A 16,626-nucleotide genomic window follows, 5' to 3' on the forward strand; every position below is an offset into this window, starting at 1 on the left:
GGTCAATGAAAGATTCAGTTCACGACTATCAAATCTTTTAATTTTTCAAACGTCTTGTCTCCAATACCCCTTATGCTTTTTAAATCCTCAATCACTTTAAAAGGTCCGCTTGTATTCCGATATTCAATAATTGCCGCTGCCTTTGCAGGCCCAATACCAGGAAGGTTTTGTAACTCCTGTTCATCCGCTTTATTAATATTTATTTTCCCTTGTTTCTGTCCAGACCCGCCGGATACCGTCATGCTTCCCACGGATGGGCCTGGTGCAGCGACACCTTCCTCCCCTTTCGCAGGGATGTATATCACCATCTCATCCTGCACATGTTCGGCAAAATTCACTTGGGTTTGGTCTGCTTGATCCGTTAAACCACCCGCCCGGCCTATTACATCAATAACCCGTTCACCTGAATTTGATTGATATACACCAGGCAGTTTTACCTGCCCCTTCACATCGACCATGATTTTTTCCGGCAGTGCAGCAGTTGGATTGGTTTGTTTTTTACTTTCTGTTTCAATTCCCTCAGCTTGAAGCTTATTTTCACCAATAATAGAATTCATTGGTGCAGGCTCGTCATGATCATTGACATAAAAATAATAAGAGCCGCCAAAAACAATAAAAACAACAGCAATAACGGTAAGTTTATGCTCAATCAGCCAGTCTTTCAAAAGAATCCATCCTTTCTAAAGGTATATTTCACATTCAGTTTTCATATGGTTATAAAAGAATATTGCATGCGAAGGAGGGTCGGAAAAATGAATATAGGTATCATCGGTACCGGAAATATGGGGACAATGTTGGTTGAGGCTTTGATTGACGGAAAAGCCGTATCCCCTTCTTCAATGATGATTACAAACAGAACAAACTCAAAAGCCATACTGCTTAAAGATAAATATATGGGAATTAGGGTTGGGGCAAATGCAGAAGAAGTAGCGGCTCAATCCGATTTGTTATTTCTTTGTGTGAAACCATTAGATATATATAAAATGTTGGATAAAATCAATCCACATTTAGGTCCTGAAAAATGTCTCATTTCGATTACGAGTCCTGTCAGTACAAGCCAAATTGAAAAAAAGGTATCTTGTTCAATCGTCCGGGTGATCCCAAGCATCACCAATCGTGCCATGGCTGGGGTGTCATTGATTACCTATGGAGAAAACTGCAGTGACCATTGGAGGATAGCTGTAGAGAAATTAATTTCGAAGATTTCTGTGCCAGTTTGTATCGATGAAAAAATCACGAGGGTTGCCTCTGACATCGTTAGCTGCGGACCTGCGTTCTTCAGCTCTCTTCTTCAAAGTTTCATACAAGCAGCAGTAAAGGAGACAGAAATTGATCATGAGACAGCAACAATCTTTGCAAGTGAAATGATTGTCGGTCTTGGTGAATTATTAAAGCAAGGGCATTATACCCTGCCGTCATTACAAGAAAAAGTTTGTGTTAAAGGCGGCATAACTGGTGAAGGGATAAAAGTACTTGATCATGAGCTTGGGGATGTATTTGAACACCTATTTCAAGCGACGCATGCAAAGTTCAAAGAGGAATTGGATAAGGTAGAGATGCAATTCTCTAATCAATAATTCGAGTTTCTTTTACAAATTCCTTCAACTTTTAAAAAAAAAGCCATCTTTTTTTTTAAAAAAGATGGCTTTTTTTATTTTCTCTTAGCAGTAAAAAAGATTCGTTCTGAATGTGTTTGGGGTTTGGAATGCTTAAAATCCGCGGAGACCTCCAGCACTTCAAAGCCGACAGCCTCCAGCCAGTTTACATATTGCTGTACAGGATAGGTCCGCTGGAAATGAAGCTCATCAAACCGGTCATATTTTCCTGTCCGTTCATCCAAAACGAAAAAACACAACTCGTGTTCGACACTATTAGTATGTTCACCGGGAAAGCTATTCCATATATAGGATACCTCTTCCTCATTTAAAGCAAAAGTTTGGTTGATGAAAACCTCGGTAATTTTATAGATAGAATGAACATCAAAAATGAAAATCCCGTCATTGTCCAAATGTTCTATAACATTTTTAAATGTAGTGACTACTTCTTCTTCGGTTTTCAGGTAATTTAAGGAATCACAAAAAATACCGATCACATCAAATTGTCCTTGACCTTCTAAATCAGCCATATTTTGCTGAAAAAAGGGAATCTTGACGCCTTCCTCCTCAGCCTTTGCTTGTGCTACAGCCAGCATATCTTCTGACAAATCGACGCCGGTTACATGATATCCCTCTTTCGCAAAACGGACGGAGAGTTCACCGGTGCCACAGGCTAAATCCAAGAGAAGCGGGGCCTCTTTAACGTCATATTTCACCAGTATTTCTTTGACAAACTGTACCCACTCGTCATATGGAGCGTCTTTCATCAGCTCATCATACAAATAGGCAAACTGTTCATAACTCATGAATTCAGCTCACTGCGGATATCTTCAAGCGGTGCATCGCCCCATAACCGTTCCAAATTGTAGTAGCTTCTTTCTTCACGATGGAAGACATGGGCAACAACATCACCTAAGTCAATTAACACCCATCTTGCTTCATCAAAACCCTCAATCCGTTTCACATCATAGCCCTTTTCCTGGGCTTTTTCTTTCATTTCTCTTGCAATTGCCTGTACCTGTTTATCTGAATTACCGTGGCAAATGATAAAGTAATCGGCAATTAAGGAAATACCTTTCATATTAAGGGCAAGAATGTCTTCTGCCCGCTTATCGTCCGCTGCCTTTACAGCAATTTTTAAAAGTTCTTGATTATCCATTCATCAATCCTCCAGTTTGTTTATAAGGTCATTGTAAGTAAAAAACGTCTCAGGGTATACAGTTTGATTCTTTTTCATTAAAAATAGAATGGTATTTTGTACCGCTTTAATTAAAGCTCGATCTAAATTTACTTTCGCCATTTCTCGTACTTCATCCACTCCCGGGAAATGTCTTCCAGGTTCGATATAGTCAGCCAAGTAGATTACTTTTTCAAGTAAAGTCATGTCAGCCCTGCCCGAAGTGTGGTAACGAATAGCATCCAAGACTTCACGGTCCGTAATGCCGGCTTCATTTTCTACCAAGTAGGCGCCAACAGGGGCATGCCATAATTCTGCATTAAATGCCAGCAAATCCTGTGGTAATCCCTCGGTGACAATAATTGATCTCATTTCATCCTTTGGGCGAAATTTCGCGTAATCATGAAAAATGGCGGCCAGTTCTGCCTTCTTAACATTTGCCCCATAGTGGGTGGCTAAGGTAATAGCCGTTTCCATGACTCCTAGCGTATGCTGATAACGGTGCTCTGTTAATTGTTTCTTGACGAGTTCTAACGCCTTTTCACGTTCCATATAGATGTTTCTCCTCAATATATTCGATTACTTGATCGGGCAATAAATATTGAACCGTCTTTCCGCTTTTCATTCTATCTCTAATCATACTGGAAGACACATCCATCGCCGGAACATCGACATACAGTACCGGGTAATCTGTTTGACGATTATATGACGGCCTATCAACACCAACAAATTGGACAAGGTTGACGAGTTCATCAACTTTATGCCATTTTGGTAAATATTCAATCATATCTGCTCCGATAATAAAGAAAAATTGATGGTCAGAGTATTCGGTATTGAGCATTCTCATGGTATCGACTGTATAGGAAGGCCCTCCGCGTTCTAGCTCAATTGGTTGAATCGCAAAAACGGGATTCCCCGCAATGGCCAGCGTAAGCATTTTTAGTCGATCTTCATCTTTGACCGATTCCGGTTTTTTCTTGTGTGGCGGCTCATGGTTAGGCATAAACCAAATTTCATCAAGCTGAAGTGCAGAATGGACTTCATTGGCAATCAAAAGATGTCCATAATGCGGCGGGTCAAATGTTCCGCCCAATATTCCCACTTTCTTCATGCGTTTGCCATCCTTTGCTTCAATTGATTATGGAAGCTTTATTGTTTTCTTTTCAACAGACTCTTTATAAAGAACAATTGTACTGCCAATGATTTGTACAATATCTGCACCGGTTCCTTTTGCCAATTGCTCGGCAACTTCTGTTTTATCTACTTCACAATTTTGCAAAACACTAACTTTAAATAACTCTCTCGCTTCTAGCGCATCTGCAATTTGTTTAATCATATTTTCATTTACGCCGCCCTTACCTACTTGAAAAATCGGATCCAAATGGTGTGCCTTTGCGCGTAAAAATCTCTTTTGTTTACCTGTTAACATTAGTTTCCTCCTAGTTGTTTTAAAACATTGTTTCTCATTCTTTCTATATCGGGAAAAATACCTGTCCATTTTTCAAATGCAAGTGCCCCCTGATAGACAAACATATCGATTCCGTTTTGAATACTTGCCCCTTTAGAGGCGGCATCATGTAAAAATTGTGTTTCCAATGGATTATAAATTATATCACAAACGATTGACTGTTTACGTAACTTATCTAAAATAAAAGGCTGCTCAGCAATCTTCGGAGACATACCGATCATCGTCGTTTGAATAATTAAATCATAGTCCCCAATATTTTTGCTCGCTTCATTTAATGACAATGCCCTTGATGGACTGTCATAAGGACAATCCTCAATGAGTTTCGCGGCTGTCTCTACAGTCCGGTTCGCAATGTCAACTACATACGGATTAGCCTTGGCCACGGTAAAATAAATCGCTCGAGCTGCTCCCCCTGCACCAATCACCAATATCCTTTTTCCTGATACGCTTTGTACAAAGGCATTTAATCCACTTAAAAATCCGGGTCCATCCGTGTTATAGCCAATCAGCCCGCCGCCTTCATTGACCACCGTATTGACTGCACCTATGCTTGCGGCTAATTCATCTATCCCATCGAGAAAGGGAATGATCGTACTTTTATGTGGGATCGTTACATTAAACCCGCCGACACCAATTGCCTTTAAGCCCTTAACTGCATCCCCCAAATTTTCTGCCTTTACTTGAAATGGGAGATAATGGGCATCCAACTGATAAAATGAAAATAAATCATTTATCATAACAGGTGACATGGAATGTCCAATCGGATCCCCCAAAACAGCATACAACTTCTTCACTTGCATCTCCCCACCTATATTACGACCTCTATATTATATTAAAGATTTTCGGATTAACGTTTGTACACCCTTGGGAACATAGGCAGCCACTTTTGCCCCTGGCTCGTTGACCGTAATCCAGCCAAGTCCTGAAAAAACAATATCCGTTTTTGCTTCTTTTATCATAAATTCCTGTTTTACTAATTCCGGAAACGTTGTTAATTGCTCTGGACCCGGTGGTGTCAGCATTTCCCCAACATGTTTTTCATAGAGCTCAGACGCATTTTCTGTTTTTGTCCGGTGGATATTCAATTCATTAGAAACATAACAAACAAACGATCTTCTCCCGCCGCTTATATAATCAAACCGTGCTAATCCACCAAAGAACAATGTTTGTCCCTCATTTAATTGAAATACCATTGGTTTGATTTCCTTTTTCGGTGTAATAATTTTTAGATCCTTTTTATCAACAAAATGAGCCATTTGATGATGGTTAATAATCCCTGGTGAATCAATCAAGGATTTCTCATCATCAAGCGGGATTTTGATAATATCAAGCGTCGTCCCCGGAAAATGAGAGGTGGTAATAACATCTGCTTCCCCTGTCACTTCCTTAATAATTCTATTAATAAAAGTAGACTTACCTACATTGGTACAGCCGACAACATAAACGTCTTTCCCATTCCGCAATTCGTCAATAGCCGCTGCTGTTTCTTTCACATTTACCCCTTTAGCGGCACTGACAAGGAACACCTCTTCAGGTCTTAAACCAAGTTCCTTTGCCTCGTGCTTCATCCAGTTAATCAATTTGTTATGCTTCACGGATTTTGGCAGCAAATCAACCTTGTTTCCAACAAGTAAAACCTTGTTATGTCCAACAAACCGGTGCAAGCCGGGAAGCCAGCTGCCGTTAAAGTCAAAAATGTCGACAATCATAACAATCAGGGCATCTGTCTTACCCATTTCATTTAATATTTTTAAAAAGTCATCGTCCGTTAAATTAACATCTTGAACCTCATTGTAATGCTTAAGACGAAAGCATCGTTGGCAAATAATCATTTCCTTTGCTAATGCCGATGCTGGTGTATAACCTATTGTTTCCGGGTTTTCTGTTTGGACTTTTACGCCGCAGCCCATGCAAATATATTGTTGTTCACTCACTAATTAATCCTCCCACTGTAACATTCCTTTTTTGCGGAACCAATTTAAAATTCTACGTTCCGCAAAACGATTAAATTTCGTCCAAAAACCGTCCGTTTGAGCAACAGGAACCACAAGGATGGTATGAAATCCACTTCGGTTCCCGCCAAGCACATCCGTTAATAATTGATCGCCAATTACAACAGTTTCTTCTTTTTTAATTCCCATTTGCGAAATCGCTCGATAAAATGCCGGAACCATTGGTTTCCGTGCCCGAAAAATAAACGGAATCTGCAGCGGATCGGAAAATGCCTTTACTCTTTCTTCATTATTATTAGAAACAATTGTGACAAGGATATTGTGTTTTTTTATTTCATCAAACCATTTAATCAATTGCGGAGTGGCAGTAGGACGGTCCCATTCCACTAACGTATTATCTAGGTCCGTAATAATCCCTTTAATCCCTCGTGATTTTAACTCTGCAGGAGATATATTCAATATGCTTTTCACATGTTCATTCGGCAAAAATTGTTTTAACACTAAGCTTACACCTCATTAAATTCTAAATAAAAATAAACTTCGACTTTGAGAATTGTCCAGCTCCAGCGCACGCCGCTGTCCAGGGCGCTTTCGCTTTTCTCATCATAACCAATTTTAACCTTTGTTTCAAAGGTTATGTCATGTTCTTATTGTTCTTCAAATCTTAACAATACATGATATTCAATCACAAATCCTTTTCATATAAAATGAATTCACTAAATAAATATGACTGTTTCAGGAAAATAAAAAAATATTTTTCGACAAATATCCGCTTTTCCAAAGCCTGTGGATAACCTTATTAACATTATACCCATTGAATCATTTACATTTCGCTGTTTTATAAACAAATTAACCACAAGTTATCCACTATTACCTGTGGATAAATAGAACGATTGTTCTATCAGAATAAATTTGGTAGATTTAGGGTACACCTATTGAACATACCATTTTATGTTTACTTTACAGCAAATAGAACATTAATTTTTTCCGGAGGTGGATTCTGACGTGCGAAAACTGTCAGATGAATTATTAATCGAGTCATATTATAAAGCAAGAGAATTAAATCTAAGCCCAGAATTTATTGGTCTCATTGAGTCCGAAATACACCGACGTTCCTTATACAATAAAATTAAAAAATCTTCGTAAAATTTGTATTCCGCCCTTTGAAGGGCTTTTCTTTTTACAAAAATAACGCCGATTTAGCTTACTTTCTTAAAATCCCTAATCTCTCCCCAACTTTAATGTCTTTTGGAGTATTCAGGGTAGAATCGATTTGAAAAGTGTTCCTTTCAAATAACAGCACTACGGTAGACCCAAAACTAAAATAGGCTAGCTCGCCACCCTTCACTAACTCGGATCCTTTATGTGTGGTTTCGATTGAATTCACAAACATGGCCCCAACCTTCACAACCGCTACATGCCCAAATTCCGTTTTAACTTCCGTGATCACCCTGTAATTTTTAGCAAGTGTTCGAACACCATACTTTAATCCTAATTTATTTACCGGATATGATTTCCCTCCAAGTGTCCATTGCTTCGTCACAATTCCATCAACGGGGCTATGAATGCGGTGGTAATGACTTGGGCTTAAATACAAGATCATGTATGTACCATTTAAATATTTTGCTAAAAGCTCACGCTCTCCCAACATCTCTTGGATTGAATAGGTCTTTCCTTTTACGATGATGTCACTTGACTCTTTTATCGGCCCAACGTCTTCAATAACAGCGTCAACAGGACTGACAACCACATCGTGACTTTTATCAATTCTCCTTGCCTCTTTTTTCAGTGTCCTCACAAATAAATCGTGAAGGGTGGGATATTCAGACAAGCCCTTCTCCATTTCTTCCTGATTCAAATGATAAATTTTGGCGAAAGATGGGACGACAAATCGGCTGGCACGAGAACGAGCAAACCGCCTTAAAATGCCTGATGTCCACCTCCCATTCGTTAACTCAATCATAAGACGATAAAACCCCTGAATCATGGAACGACCCCCAAATAGTGTAAAAATACTCTTTACGAAAAGACATAAAACGCTTAGAATTAAATAATATAGAATAGACTATAGAAATTGATTCCCTTCTGGCTAGGAGTGGTGTGGAGAATGTTTTTATTGGATTTTTTGGATCAGACAATAAAAAAGCTGAAATCCCAAACAGCAAATGTCATCACCTTAACGAATCTCTCATTAGGTGGATTTGCGATTGTGTTCGGCCTGCATGGAAATTTAAGGTTAAGTCTGCTGCTCATTTTTATCGCAGCCTTAGCAGATCGGTTTGACGGTATGATTGCCCGAAAATTTAATATTGAATCAGAGCTTGGAAAACAATTAGATTCCATGAGTGATATTATATCATTTGGAGTGGCACCTGCACTATTACTATACCAAGGAATATTAAATGAATTTGGCGGGCCGGGTTCATTTTTCACTGTATTCTACATCGGCTGCGGTGCATTCAGATTAGCACGTTTCAACATTACAGAAAGCAATGGTTATTTTACTGGGCTCCCAATTACTGCGGCAGGATGCTTGGCAACCCTGAGCTTTTTGGCTATTCCCTACCTGCCATCCCAAACGTTCTTATTCATTATCATCATTCTATCATTCCTAATGGTTAGTTCATTTAAACTGAAAAAAGTGTAATAAAAACAAATTTGACCTGCTTCAGCGACTTGCTAGAGGAGGTCATTTTTATTTTTCAGAAAAAAAATTTAGGACAGACACAATTTCCCGTATTTTTCATAGGAATTAATAATAGGCCATGGCCTAAAAATGCACGGGGGTGAATGTGGATGTCCGGAATCTTAACAGCTCTCGGTTATTTAATGAAGGAATTTTTATTTCTTGTTTCATATGTAAAAAACAATGCCTTTCCGCAGCCCCTATCTGCTGCAGATGAAAGAAAGTATCTACGGTTAATGGCAGAAGGGGACCCGCAAGCAAGGAATATGTTAATTGAACACAATTTAAGGCTTGTCGCGCATATCGTAAAAAAATTCGAAAATACCGGTGAAGATTCGGAAGATTTAATCTCAATTGGAACGATTGGTTTAATTAAAGCGATCGAGAGCTACTCTGAAGGGAAAGGAACAAAGCTTGCTACCTATGCCGCTCGCTGTATTGAAAATGAAATTCTGATGCATTTACGGGCACTCAAGAAGACGAAAAAGGATGTTTCCCTGCATGACCCGATTGGCCAGGACAAAGAGGGAAACGAAATTTCATTAATCGATGTGTTGAAATCTGAATCTGAAGACGTAATTGATACGATACAGCTGAATATGGAGCTTGAGAAAATCAAAAAATATATCGAAGTCCTCGATGAGCGGGAAAAGGAAGTCATCATTGGCCGATTTGGTCTAGATTTGCAAAAGGAAAAAACACAACGGGAAATTGCGAAGGAACTAGGCATCTCTAGAAGCTATGTCTCAAGAATTGAAAAGCGTGCGTTAATGAAAATGTTTCATGAATTTTATCGTGCTGAGAAAGAGAGGAAGAGGAAAAATTAACATTTACCCTTCATGAAAAAGAGCTGGATTAAGATTAATCCAGCTCTTTTTTACCGTCTCTAAGAAGATCTGTCCATTTTTTCCCGCCATCAATAGATTCATATAAATCATTTTTATAGGTGGTAAAGGCGATTTGATTTTGATCTTTTGGATTCACAGCCATATAGGTAATCGGATTATCATAATCCAGAAATGGAAAGGTACTATTCGTTTGTTCACCGGAAAGTGGATTTATCGTTTTTAATAATATTTTATCGTTTTCCACACTAGAAAATAAAATGGAATTTCCGTTAAATGTAAGCGCAGTTACCATAAATGGGTCTGTAATCAGCTTCATCGTATTTCCGTTATCATTTGAATAATAAATGCCTGACCTTGTTGCCATTGCGATGGTTTCCCCATTCTTCGGATGAACAGCCATCATCCCAAGCGAATCAGCGTTAAAATCCTTGAAGGCGCTTTTTTTCCAAGTAGCACCGTTATCAGTAGAATAGTTTACACCTAAACGTAATTCGTCATTTTGTTGTTCACCAATCACATAAAGGCCATTCCCCGAAAAGCTAGCAGCAGTGAAATGAAAATTCGTTTTACCATAGAAGGCTAATTTTTGCAGTGTTTTCCCTTTATCAGCACTTTTTACTAAACCTAGAGGATCCTCCAAGCTTGTCCCTTTTTGTGGATGCCCGCTCGCGATAAAACCCGATTCTACTGCTTGAAAGCCAATATAGTCATGTTGATTGACAGTTGTTTCATACCATTTTGCATCCTTATACATTTTTAAGCCATCATTTGCGGCTATATACAGGGCATTGTCATTACCAGGGTAGCCGATCCCGCGGATATTTTTCAACTTAAACGATTTAGCCTCAACTATATCAAAATTCGTTTTTATTTCAGCTTTATTTTTTTGCTCGGTCTTTTTTGGCTCCTCGCTCTTGTTTGTGCAGCCAGTTGCAAGTACCATTCCTATTAGTATGGCAAGAATCATTTTTAATTGAACCTTCATTCTTTTCCTCCTGAAAAACTTCATATTAAACTATAAGGCATTTGTTTACGAATCCTTATCCATCCACTTATACCCCAGTTCAAAGAGGGTTGTCAAATGATTAAAATGCATGAGCCATTTTTATTTCGAAAAGCGTAAAGTATAGAATTTTTCGAAAAGTAGACATATAATAAATAGGTACATATATAAAGGGGGTACTTAGAATGACAGCGACTACATATTCAGAAGTTTGGAATCTTGATGTCTTTTTTAAAGGTGGAAGCGATTCCACTGAATTTCAAGAACACTTAATCCAAACCGAAGAACAAATCAAAAATTTCGAAGCGAAAGTAAATAACTGGACACCACTCAATGCACTTGAGGACGCCAAATACTTGCAAGAATTACTCTCGGGTTTAGAAGGCGCCGCAAAAAAACTGTTTCAGGCTGGAGCCTTTGTTGGCTGTTTACTTGCGCAAAATACCGAGGATAAAAAAGCATATTCGCTTGACGCGAAAATAACAAGCTTAAACGCTACCTTCCAGACAGCTCTCGGTTCATTAGACAACATGCTGACATCGATTGATGATGTGGTATGGCAGCAGCTAGTAAGTGTTGAACCTTTAAAGGAGCTCGCCTTTGTGTTAACAGAAAGCCGTGAAAAGGCGAAGGAGAAGCTGTCAAAAGAAGAGGAAGCCTTAATCAGCGCCCTTGAAGTGGACGGCTATCACAGCTGGGGACAGTTGTATGACTTAATTGTTAGTAAAATCAAAGTGTCATTTACCGAGCAGGGTGAGGAGAAAGCACTTTCGGTCGGTCAAGCCTTCAATAAATTCTCCAGCCCTGACCGAGAAGTCCGCTCAAGTGTCTTTAAAAATTGGGAAATGGCTTGGGGGGAGCAGGCGGATTTACTAGCGAAAACGTTAAACCATCTCTCCGGATTCCGGTTAAATGTGTATAAAAAAAGAGGCTGGGAAAATGTTTTGAAGGAACCGCTCAGCATTAACCGGATGGAAAAGAAAACCCTGGATACAATGTGGGCAGTCATTTCAGAAAATAAACAGAAGCTTGTTCAATATTTAGAGCGTAAAGCAACGCTCTTAGGACTTGAAAAGTTGAGCTGGTTTGATTTAGATGCACCATACGGTAAAACAGAAACAAAGGTTTCATATCAAGAAGGTGCAGAATTCATTGAACAAAATTTTGCACTGTTTGGTGACAAAATGGCCGCTTTTGCGAAGAATGCATTTGAAGATCAATGGATTGAAGCTGAGGACCGCCCTGGAAAAGCTCCTGGAGGTTTCTGTACCGGTTTACCTGAGAGTGAACAATCCCGTATCTTCATGACTTACTCAGGGACACCGTCAAATGTTTCCACACTGGCACATGAGCTTGGTCACGCGTATCATTCTTATGCAATGAGAAATGTCCCATTTCTTAACTGTAATTATGCGATGAACGTAGCTGAAACGGCCTCGACCTTTGCAGAAATGATTGTTGCAGATGCATCAGTGAAAAAGGCAAAAGGTGAAGAAGAAAAGCTCGTTCTTCTCGATGATAAAATTCAAAGAACTGTCGCCCTTTTAATGAATATCCATGCCCGTTTCTTATTTGAAACTAGTTTTTATGAGGAAAGAAAACAAGGAACTGTATCTGTAGATAAATTGAATGAATTGATGCTCAAGGCTCAGAAGGAAGCTTACTGTGATGCCTTAGAGGAATATCATCCATTATTCTGGGCATCGAAACTGCATTTCTTCATTACCGGTGTGCCATTCTATAACTTCCCGTATACCTTTGGCTACTTGTTCTCTCTTGGCATTTACGCTGAAGCGCTTGAGGAAGGGAAAGGCTATGAAGAAAAGTATATTGCCCTATTAAGAGATACTGCCTCCATGACGGTAGAAGACCTTGCGCAGAAACATTTACAGGTAGATTTAACACAAAAAGATTTCTGGGAAAAAGCTGTTCACATCTGTCTTGATGATATTGATGAGTTCCTGGAGCTTACAGAAAATAAATAATGAAAAAGAAAAGCATCGGCCATTTCAATGAGGCCGATGCTTTATTATTTTTTATTCAACACTTACTTCTGCTGAGATTACGCAGCCAATCGCCCCAGTAATAATCAATGCCATGACAACCATGAACATATTCTCCACCCCTTAGAAAGTTCTGCTATTCTCTAATTTGAATTTATCATATTTTCACAGTAACAATCGTAGGGAAAAATGAACATTTTGTTAACAAAATTTTTTAGGTTTAGGTCTATGATTTCAGTTGGATTCTTTTTTCTTTGGTTTAAATATAAGTGACAAAAATAATATATGCAGCGGCATGTTTGCTACCTCCTATTGTGAAATATGGCTAGGTGGTATCCTTCAAATCCCATAAACTAGCCCCTCGTCCTTGCATTAGAAAAAACAACATATTAAAAACCACCTTTCTTATCATTGAATTTTTTTACTTGCTACATCATCCGGTACATGGATGCTTGACGATCCTTGTTTTTTTCATAAAGCTTTTCAACCATTTCTTGATGGACAGCTTCTTTAAGGCTCATTTTCCGCTTATGAATAGTAATCGTTAAAAAGAAAATATTAAGCGTCATGTCGATTCACTTCCTTTGTTAAGGGATCATTACATGAAGCGATGCATGGAAATTTGGCAATCTTTCGTTTGGTCATATAGTTTTTCAACCATCTCCTGTTGAACCGCTTCTTCAAGACTCACTTCTCGCTTTTTAAACGTAATACTGAAAAATAAAATATTTAAGGTCATGTTAATTCATCCTTTTCTTTATATTTGTTTTACATAAAATGGTGCATGGAAATTTGGCGGTCTCTGTTTTGTTCATAAAGCTTTTCGACCATTTCCTGGTTGGCCGCTTGTTCGGGGCTCATATTTCTTTTTTTAATCGTAATCGAGAAAAATAAAATATTTAGGGTCATACATACCACCTCCTTAAAAGATCTTTTCGTTTTTTAAGTACCGCAACATCTTCACTTTATCCAAAACATATCCAAATGGTGCGAAAAAAGGGCACAAAAAGGCCGCAAGAAGTCACTCCCCTGCGGCCAGCTTTTTTAGACACAAAAATACCGCAAGGCATCATTCTCCCTGCGGCATGGATATGTATTGTAACAATGCGTTAAGCAATCCATTCCAGTCTGGTCGAATGCGTGATATTCAAATATACAGTTTTCATGCCAGCGACAGCGCCTCTAGAAATTGCCAATAACATCATTTTCTTCGACCTCCTTTGGAATTTTTTACTTACTACGGTAATTATATCCACGCATCCATACTTTGTAAACCTTTTTGAATAAATTTTTTTAAAAATAATTAAAAAGCCCTGCAGCCGGCAAAAAAAATAAGCGTCCCTTTTTGAAGGGATCCGCCTATTTTTTCGTAAAATAATCTTCACTGTCTTCCATATCTGACAGCTTTATTTGACATTGCTTTGATTGAATAAACATTAAAATGGATACAGCAAGGAAGGACATGGAGGAAAGAATCATAATATTTACATCCATCTCGCTTTTCGAATCTGAAGGAATGATGACACCAAGATAGAAAAATATACTGCAAGCCAATAAGACAGTCCCAAACCGTTTAAAATCCATCACCTTTTCGTAAAGATGCTTCATTTCATGTTTCACTACTTACCACCTGCTTTTCTTAAAATCTACTAACCTACTTTACCACAGAATATCTGGAAAAAGAGGATGTAAATTTTAGAAAAACCTATTTTATTTGCGGTTCTAAGCGGTTTATTTGCGAAAGTAAGCAATTTGTTTGCGAAATCAGGCAATTTGTTTGCGAAACCACATGGAAAGAGGTTTGACCAACGGATCAAACCTCTCTTTCTTATTCCAATGCCTGTGTAAGATCCTCAATGAGATCCTCGATGTCTTCGAGTCCGACCGAGATGCGGACTAGGCCGTCTGTGATGCCAAGTTCTGCTCTTCTCTCCGCAGGGATAGAGGCATGGGTCATTCTTGCTGGAACGGAGATTAGGCTTTCTACTGCTCCTAGACTTTCTGCCAATGTAAAATATTTCACCTTGCTGAGTAATAGGTCTGCATTTTCGGCACTGCCTACATCAAATGAAACCATGCCGCCAAACCCTCTTGCCTGTTTCTTGGCAATGTCATGATTGGAATGTGATTCCAAACCAGGGTAAAATACTTTCTTCACCTTAGAGTGACCTTGTAAAAACTCAACAATACTCTTTGTATTCGCTTCCGTTTCTTCCATGCGGATACCTAGTGTTTTGATCCCTCTGATTAACAGCCATGAATCCTGAGGCCCTAGAACACCGCCAGTCGAGTTTTGGACAAAGTGCAGGTCTTCTGCAAGCTTATCACTATTAACAACCACTAAGCCGGCCACTACATCGCTATGACCGCCAATGTATTTTGTTGCACTATGAAGAACAATATCGGCACCAAGCTCAATCGGGTTTTGCCAATATGGGGTCGAGAATGTGTTGTCGACAATCGTCAAAAGTCCATGTTCTTTTGCAAGCTTTGCCGCAGCCTCGATATCCGTAACCTTTAAAAGCGGGTTTGTCGGTGTTTCTAAATAAACAGCCCGCGTATTAGGTCTGATTTCACTTTTAATATTCTCTAAATTACTTGTATCAACAAATGTTGAATCAATGCCGAAACGATTCAACACCTTCGTCATTACACGGAATGTGCCTCCATACACATCGTCAGTTAAGATGACGTGGTCACCGCTGTTAAAAAGCATAATGACAGCGGTAATTGCCGCCATCCCGGAGCCAAACGCAAATCCTGCCTTTCCGCCTTCAATATCTTTAATCAGCTCTTCAAGTGCATGTCTAGTTGGATTGCCAGTACGGGAATATTCGAAGCCTTTATGCCCGCCGACACCTTCCTGTTTATACGTACTAACTTGATATATTGGGAATGAAACAGCACCTGTTGCCGGATCTTCACTTATGCCGCCATGAATCAATTTTGTTTTTCTTCTCACTTAAATACCCCCCTCAAAGATTTTTTTGCTTAAATATCGTTCACTGCCATCAGGAAAAATAACCACGATGTTTGTACCTGGTGTTGCAGTTTTAGCCTCTTTCAGTGCAGCAAAAAAGGCTGCCCCTGAAGAACTGCCAACAAGCAGCCCTTCTTTTGCGGCTAACTCTTTAACGAAACGAAAGGCATCAACATCTATAACGGTATGAATGGCGTCAAAATAGGCAGGCTCCATAAAAGGAGGCAAGAATTCCATGCCAATGCCCTCCGTTTTATGGGGGCCCGATTTGCCTCCATTTAAGATGGACCCCTCTGGCTCGACAATTACCGTTTTTATTTGCTTCTTTTTTTCTTTTAAATAACGGGCGGACCCCATGAATGTACCGCCTGAACCTGCACCTGCAACAAAAATATCAATGTCACCATCAAGTTGATCCCAAAGCTCCGGTCCCAGAGTTTTGTAATACGTGGCAGGATTAGCAGGGTTAGCAAATTGCTGCGGGCAATAGGAACCGGGAATTTCTTTCAAAAGCTCCTCCGCCCTAGCAATCGCCCCCTTAATGCCTTTCTCCGTTGGTGTATGCACGATTTTTGCCCCAAGTGCTTTCATGATATCCTGCTTTTCCATGCTGAACTTTTCGGGTACACAAAAAATGACGTGAACGCCTTTATTTATCGCAGCAAGTGCTAAACCAATTCCAGTATTACCAGCAGTCGGCTCAATGATCGTTCCACCCTCTCGGAGTTTCCCACTTGAAAACGCCTCATTTAACAGCTCAATTCCCAGCCGGTCTTTAACACTCCCCCCAGGGTTCATGAATTCCAGCTTCGCAAAAATGCGAACACCTTCAGGCAATGGAAATTGTGTAATTTCAACGATTGGTGTGTGCCCAATTAATTCATGTACATTTTTGTAGACCTGCATTTCTCCAC

General features: G+C 39.4%; 22 protein-coding genes. 5 read left to right on the forward strand and 17 right to left on the reverse strand.

Going from position 1 to position 16,626, the window contains the following annotated elements; all coding sequences use genetic code 11:
- Positions 1-14: 14 nt before the first annotated feature.
- Complete coding sequence (locus tag ACIQXV_RS12690; protein ID WP_402959305.1) at positions 15-665, reverse strand: helix-hairpin-helix domain-containing protein; 651 nt, start codon at positions 663-665, stop codon at positions 15-17.
- A gap of 87 nt (positions 666-752) precedes the next feature.
- Between ACIQXV_RS12690 and comER the strand changes: the two genes are divergently transcribed.
- A complete protein-coding gene (gene comER / locus ACIQXV_RS12695; RefSeq protein ID WP_402959307.1) occupies positions 753-1,577 on the forward strand; it encodes a late competence protein ComER in 825 nt (274 codons plus the stop codon).
- A gap of 74 nt (positions 1,578-1,651) precedes the next feature.
- Here comER and ACIQXV_RS12700 read toward each other — a convergent pair whose 3' ends face one another.
- The 8 genes from ACIQXV_RS12700 to ACIQXV_RS12735 are packed head-to-tail and all read right to left on the reverse strand — an operon-like array spanning position 1,652 to position 6,693.
- On the reverse strand, positions 1,652-2,401 hold the full coding sequence (locus ACIQXV_RS12700) for a class I SAM-dependent DNA methyltransferase (RefSeq protein ID WP_402959309.1): 750 nt from the start codon (positions 2,399-2,401) through the stop codon (positions 1,652-1,654).
- Complete coding sequence (gene rsfS / locus ACIQXV_RS12705; RefSeq protein ID WP_402959311.1) at positions 2,398-2,754, reverse strand: ribosome silencing factor; 357 nt, start codon at positions 2,752-2,754, stop codon at positions 2,398-2,400. The genes ACIQXV_RS12700 and rsfS overlap by 4 nt, the downstream gene beginning before the upstream one ends.
- Before the next feature lie 3 nt (positions 2,755-2,757).
- On the reverse strand, positions 2,758-3,324 hold the full coding sequence (yqeK, locus tag ACIQXV_RS12710; protein WP_402959313.1) for a bis(5'-nucleosyl)-tetraphosphatase (symmetrical) YqeK: 567 nt from the start codon (positions 3,322-3,324) through the stop codon (positions 2,758-2,760).
- Complete coding sequence (locus tag ACIQXV_RS12715) at positions 3,314-3,883, reverse strand: nicotinate-nucleotide adenylyltransferase (protein ID WP_402959315.1); 570 nt, start codon at positions 3,881-3,883, stop codon at positions 3,314-3,316. Before ACIQXV_RS12715 ends, yqeK begins: the two co-directional genes overlap by 11 nt.
- Before the next feature lie 27 nt (positions 3,884-3,910).
- A complete protein-coding gene (gene yhbY, locus ACIQXV_RS12720; RefSeq protein WP_402959317.1) occupies positions 3,911-4,201 on the reverse strand; it encodes a ribosome assembly RNA-binding protein YhbY in 291 nt (96 codons plus the stop codon).
- Positions 4,201-5,034, reverse strand: a complete 834-nt coding sequence (aroE, locus tag ACIQXV_RS12725; protein WP_402959319.1) for a shikimate dehydrogenase — start codon at positions 5,032-5,034, stop codon at positions 4,201-4,203. The genes yhbY and aroE overlap by 1 nt, the downstream gene beginning before the upstream one ends.
- A gap of 33 nt (positions 5,035-5,067) precedes the next feature.
- Positions 5,068-6,174, reverse strand: a complete 1,107-nt coding sequence (gene yqeH, locus ACIQXV_RS12730) for a ribosome biogenesis GTPase YqeH (protein ID WP_402959321.1) — start codon at positions 6,172-6,174, stop codon at positions 5,068-5,070.
- A gap of 3 nt (positions 6,175-6,177) precedes the next feature.
- Positions 6,178-6,693 carry a YqeG family HAD IIIA-type phosphatase gene (locus ACIQXV_RS12735; protein ID WP_402959323.1) on the reverse strand — a complete coding sequence of 172 codons (516 nt, stop codon included), beginning with the start codon at positions 6,691-6,693 and terminating at the stop codon, positions 6,178-6,180.
- A gap of 504 nt (positions 6,694-7,197) precedes the next feature.
- Between ACIQXV_RS12735 and ACIQXV_RS12740 the strand changes: the two genes are divergently transcribed.
- Positions 7,198-7,338: a sporulation histidine kinase inhibitor Sda gene (locus ACIQXV_RS12740; RefSeq protein ID WP_402959325.1), complete on the forward strand. Its 141-nt coding sequence runs from the start codon at positions 7,198-7,200 to the stop codon at positions 7,336-7,338.
- 58 nt (positions 7,339-7,396) lie between these two features.
- On the opposite strand, the gene ACIQXV_RS12745 is transcribed toward ACIQXV_RS12740, so the two are convergent.
- Positions 7,397-8,179: a phosphatidylserine decarboxylase gene (locus tag ACIQXV_RS12745; RefSeq protein ID WP_402959327.1), complete on the reverse strand. Its 783-nt coding sequence runs from the start codon at positions 8,177-8,179 to the stop codon at positions 7,397-7,399.
- A 120-nt stretch (positions 8,180-8,299) separates the two neighbouring features.
- Here ACIQXV_RS12745 and pssA point away from each other — a divergent pair, with 120 nt between their 5' ends.
- Together pssA and sigK are read left to right on the forward strand one after the other, a co-directional pair.
- On the forward strand, positions 8,300-8,839 hold the full coding sequence (gene pssA, locus ACIQXV_RS12750; RefSeq protein WP_402959329.1) for a CDP-diacylglycerol--serine O-phosphatidyltransferase: 540 nt from the start codon (positions 8,300-8,302) through the stop codon (positions 8,837-8,839).
- A gap of 149 nt (positions 8,840-8,988) precedes the next feature.
- A complete protein-coding gene (gene sigK, locus ACIQXV_RS12755) occupies positions 8,989-9,705 on the forward strand; it encodes an RNA polymerase sporulation sigma factor SigK (protein ID WP_402959331.1) in 717 nt (238 codons plus the stop codon).
- 34 nt (positions 9,706-9,739) lie between these two features.
- On the opposite strand, the gene ACIQXV_RS12760 is transcribed toward sigK, so the two are convergent.
- The gene (locus ACIQXV_RS12760) at positions 9,740-10,711 is read right to left on the reverse strand and encodes a F510_1955 family glycosylhydrolase (protein WP_402959333.1); all 972 of its coding nucleotides are present in this window, start codon (positions 10,709-10,711) and stop codon (positions 9,740-9,742) included.
- Positions 10,712-10,914: 203 nt separating this feature from the next.
- Here ACIQXV_RS12760 and ACIQXV_RS12765 point away from each other — a divergent pair, with 203 nt between their 5' ends.
- Positions 10,915-12,714, forward strand: a complete 1,800-nt coding sequence (locus ACIQXV_RS12765; protein WP_402959335.1) for a M3 family oligoendopeptidase — start codon at positions 10,915-10,917, stop codon at positions 12,712-12,714.
- Positions 12,715-13,160: 446 nt separating this feature from the next.
- Here the strand turns inward: ACIQXV_RS12765 and ACIQXV_RS12770 are convergent, their stop codons facing one another.
- The 6 genes from ACIQXV_RS12770 to ACIQXV_RS12795 all read right to left on the reverse strand — a co-directional run bounded on the left by ACIQXV_RS12770 (position 13,161) and on the right by ACIQXV_RS12795 (position 16,618).
- The gene (locus ACIQXV_RS12770) at positions 13,161-13,301 is read right to left on the reverse strand and encodes a YrzI family small protein (RefSeq protein WP_402959337.1); all 141 of its coding nucleotides are present in this window, start codon (positions 13,299-13,301) and stop codon (positions 13,161-13,163) included.
- Between the two features lie 29 nt (positions 13,302-13,330).
- The gene (locus ACIQXV_RS12775) at positions 13,331-13,471 is read right to left on the reverse strand and encodes a YrzI family small protein (RefSeq protein WP_402959339.1); all 141 of its coding nucleotides are present in this window, start codon (positions 13,469-13,471) and stop codon (positions 13,331-13,333) included.
- A gap of 29 nt (positions 13,472-13,500) precedes the next feature.
- Entirely contained in the window at positions 13,501-13,641 is a 141-nt protein-coding gene (locus ACIQXV_RS12780) for a YrzI family small protein (protein WP_402959341.1), read from the reverse strand.
- Between the two features lie 450 nt (positions 13,642-14,091).
- Positions 14,092-14,352 (reverse strand): YrhC family protein, encoded by a 261-nt coding sequence (locus tag ACIQXV_RS12785; RefSeq protein WP_402959343.1) that lies wholly within the window; start codon positions 14,350-14,352, stop codon positions 14,092-14,094.
- A 208-nt stretch (positions 14,353-14,560) separates the two neighbouring features.
- A complete protein-coding gene (locus ACIQXV_RS12790) occupies positions 14,561-15,694 on the reverse strand; it encodes a bifunctional cystathionine gamma-lyase/homocysteine desulfhydrase (RefSeq protein WP_402959344.1) in 1,134 nt (377 codons plus the stop codon).
- Complete coding sequence (locus tag ACIQXV_RS12795; RefSeq protein WP_402959346.1) at positions 15,695-16,618, reverse strand: PLP-dependent cysteine synthase family protein; 924 nt, start codon at positions 16,616-16,618, stop codon at positions 15,695-15,697.
- Positions 16,619-16,626: the final 8 nt, after the last annotated feature.

This window comes from Neobacillus sp. NPDC097160 (assembly GCF_044762155.1).
Taxonomy (GTDB): domain Bacteria; phylum Bacillota; class Bacilli; order Bacillales; family Cytobacillaceae; genus Neobacillus.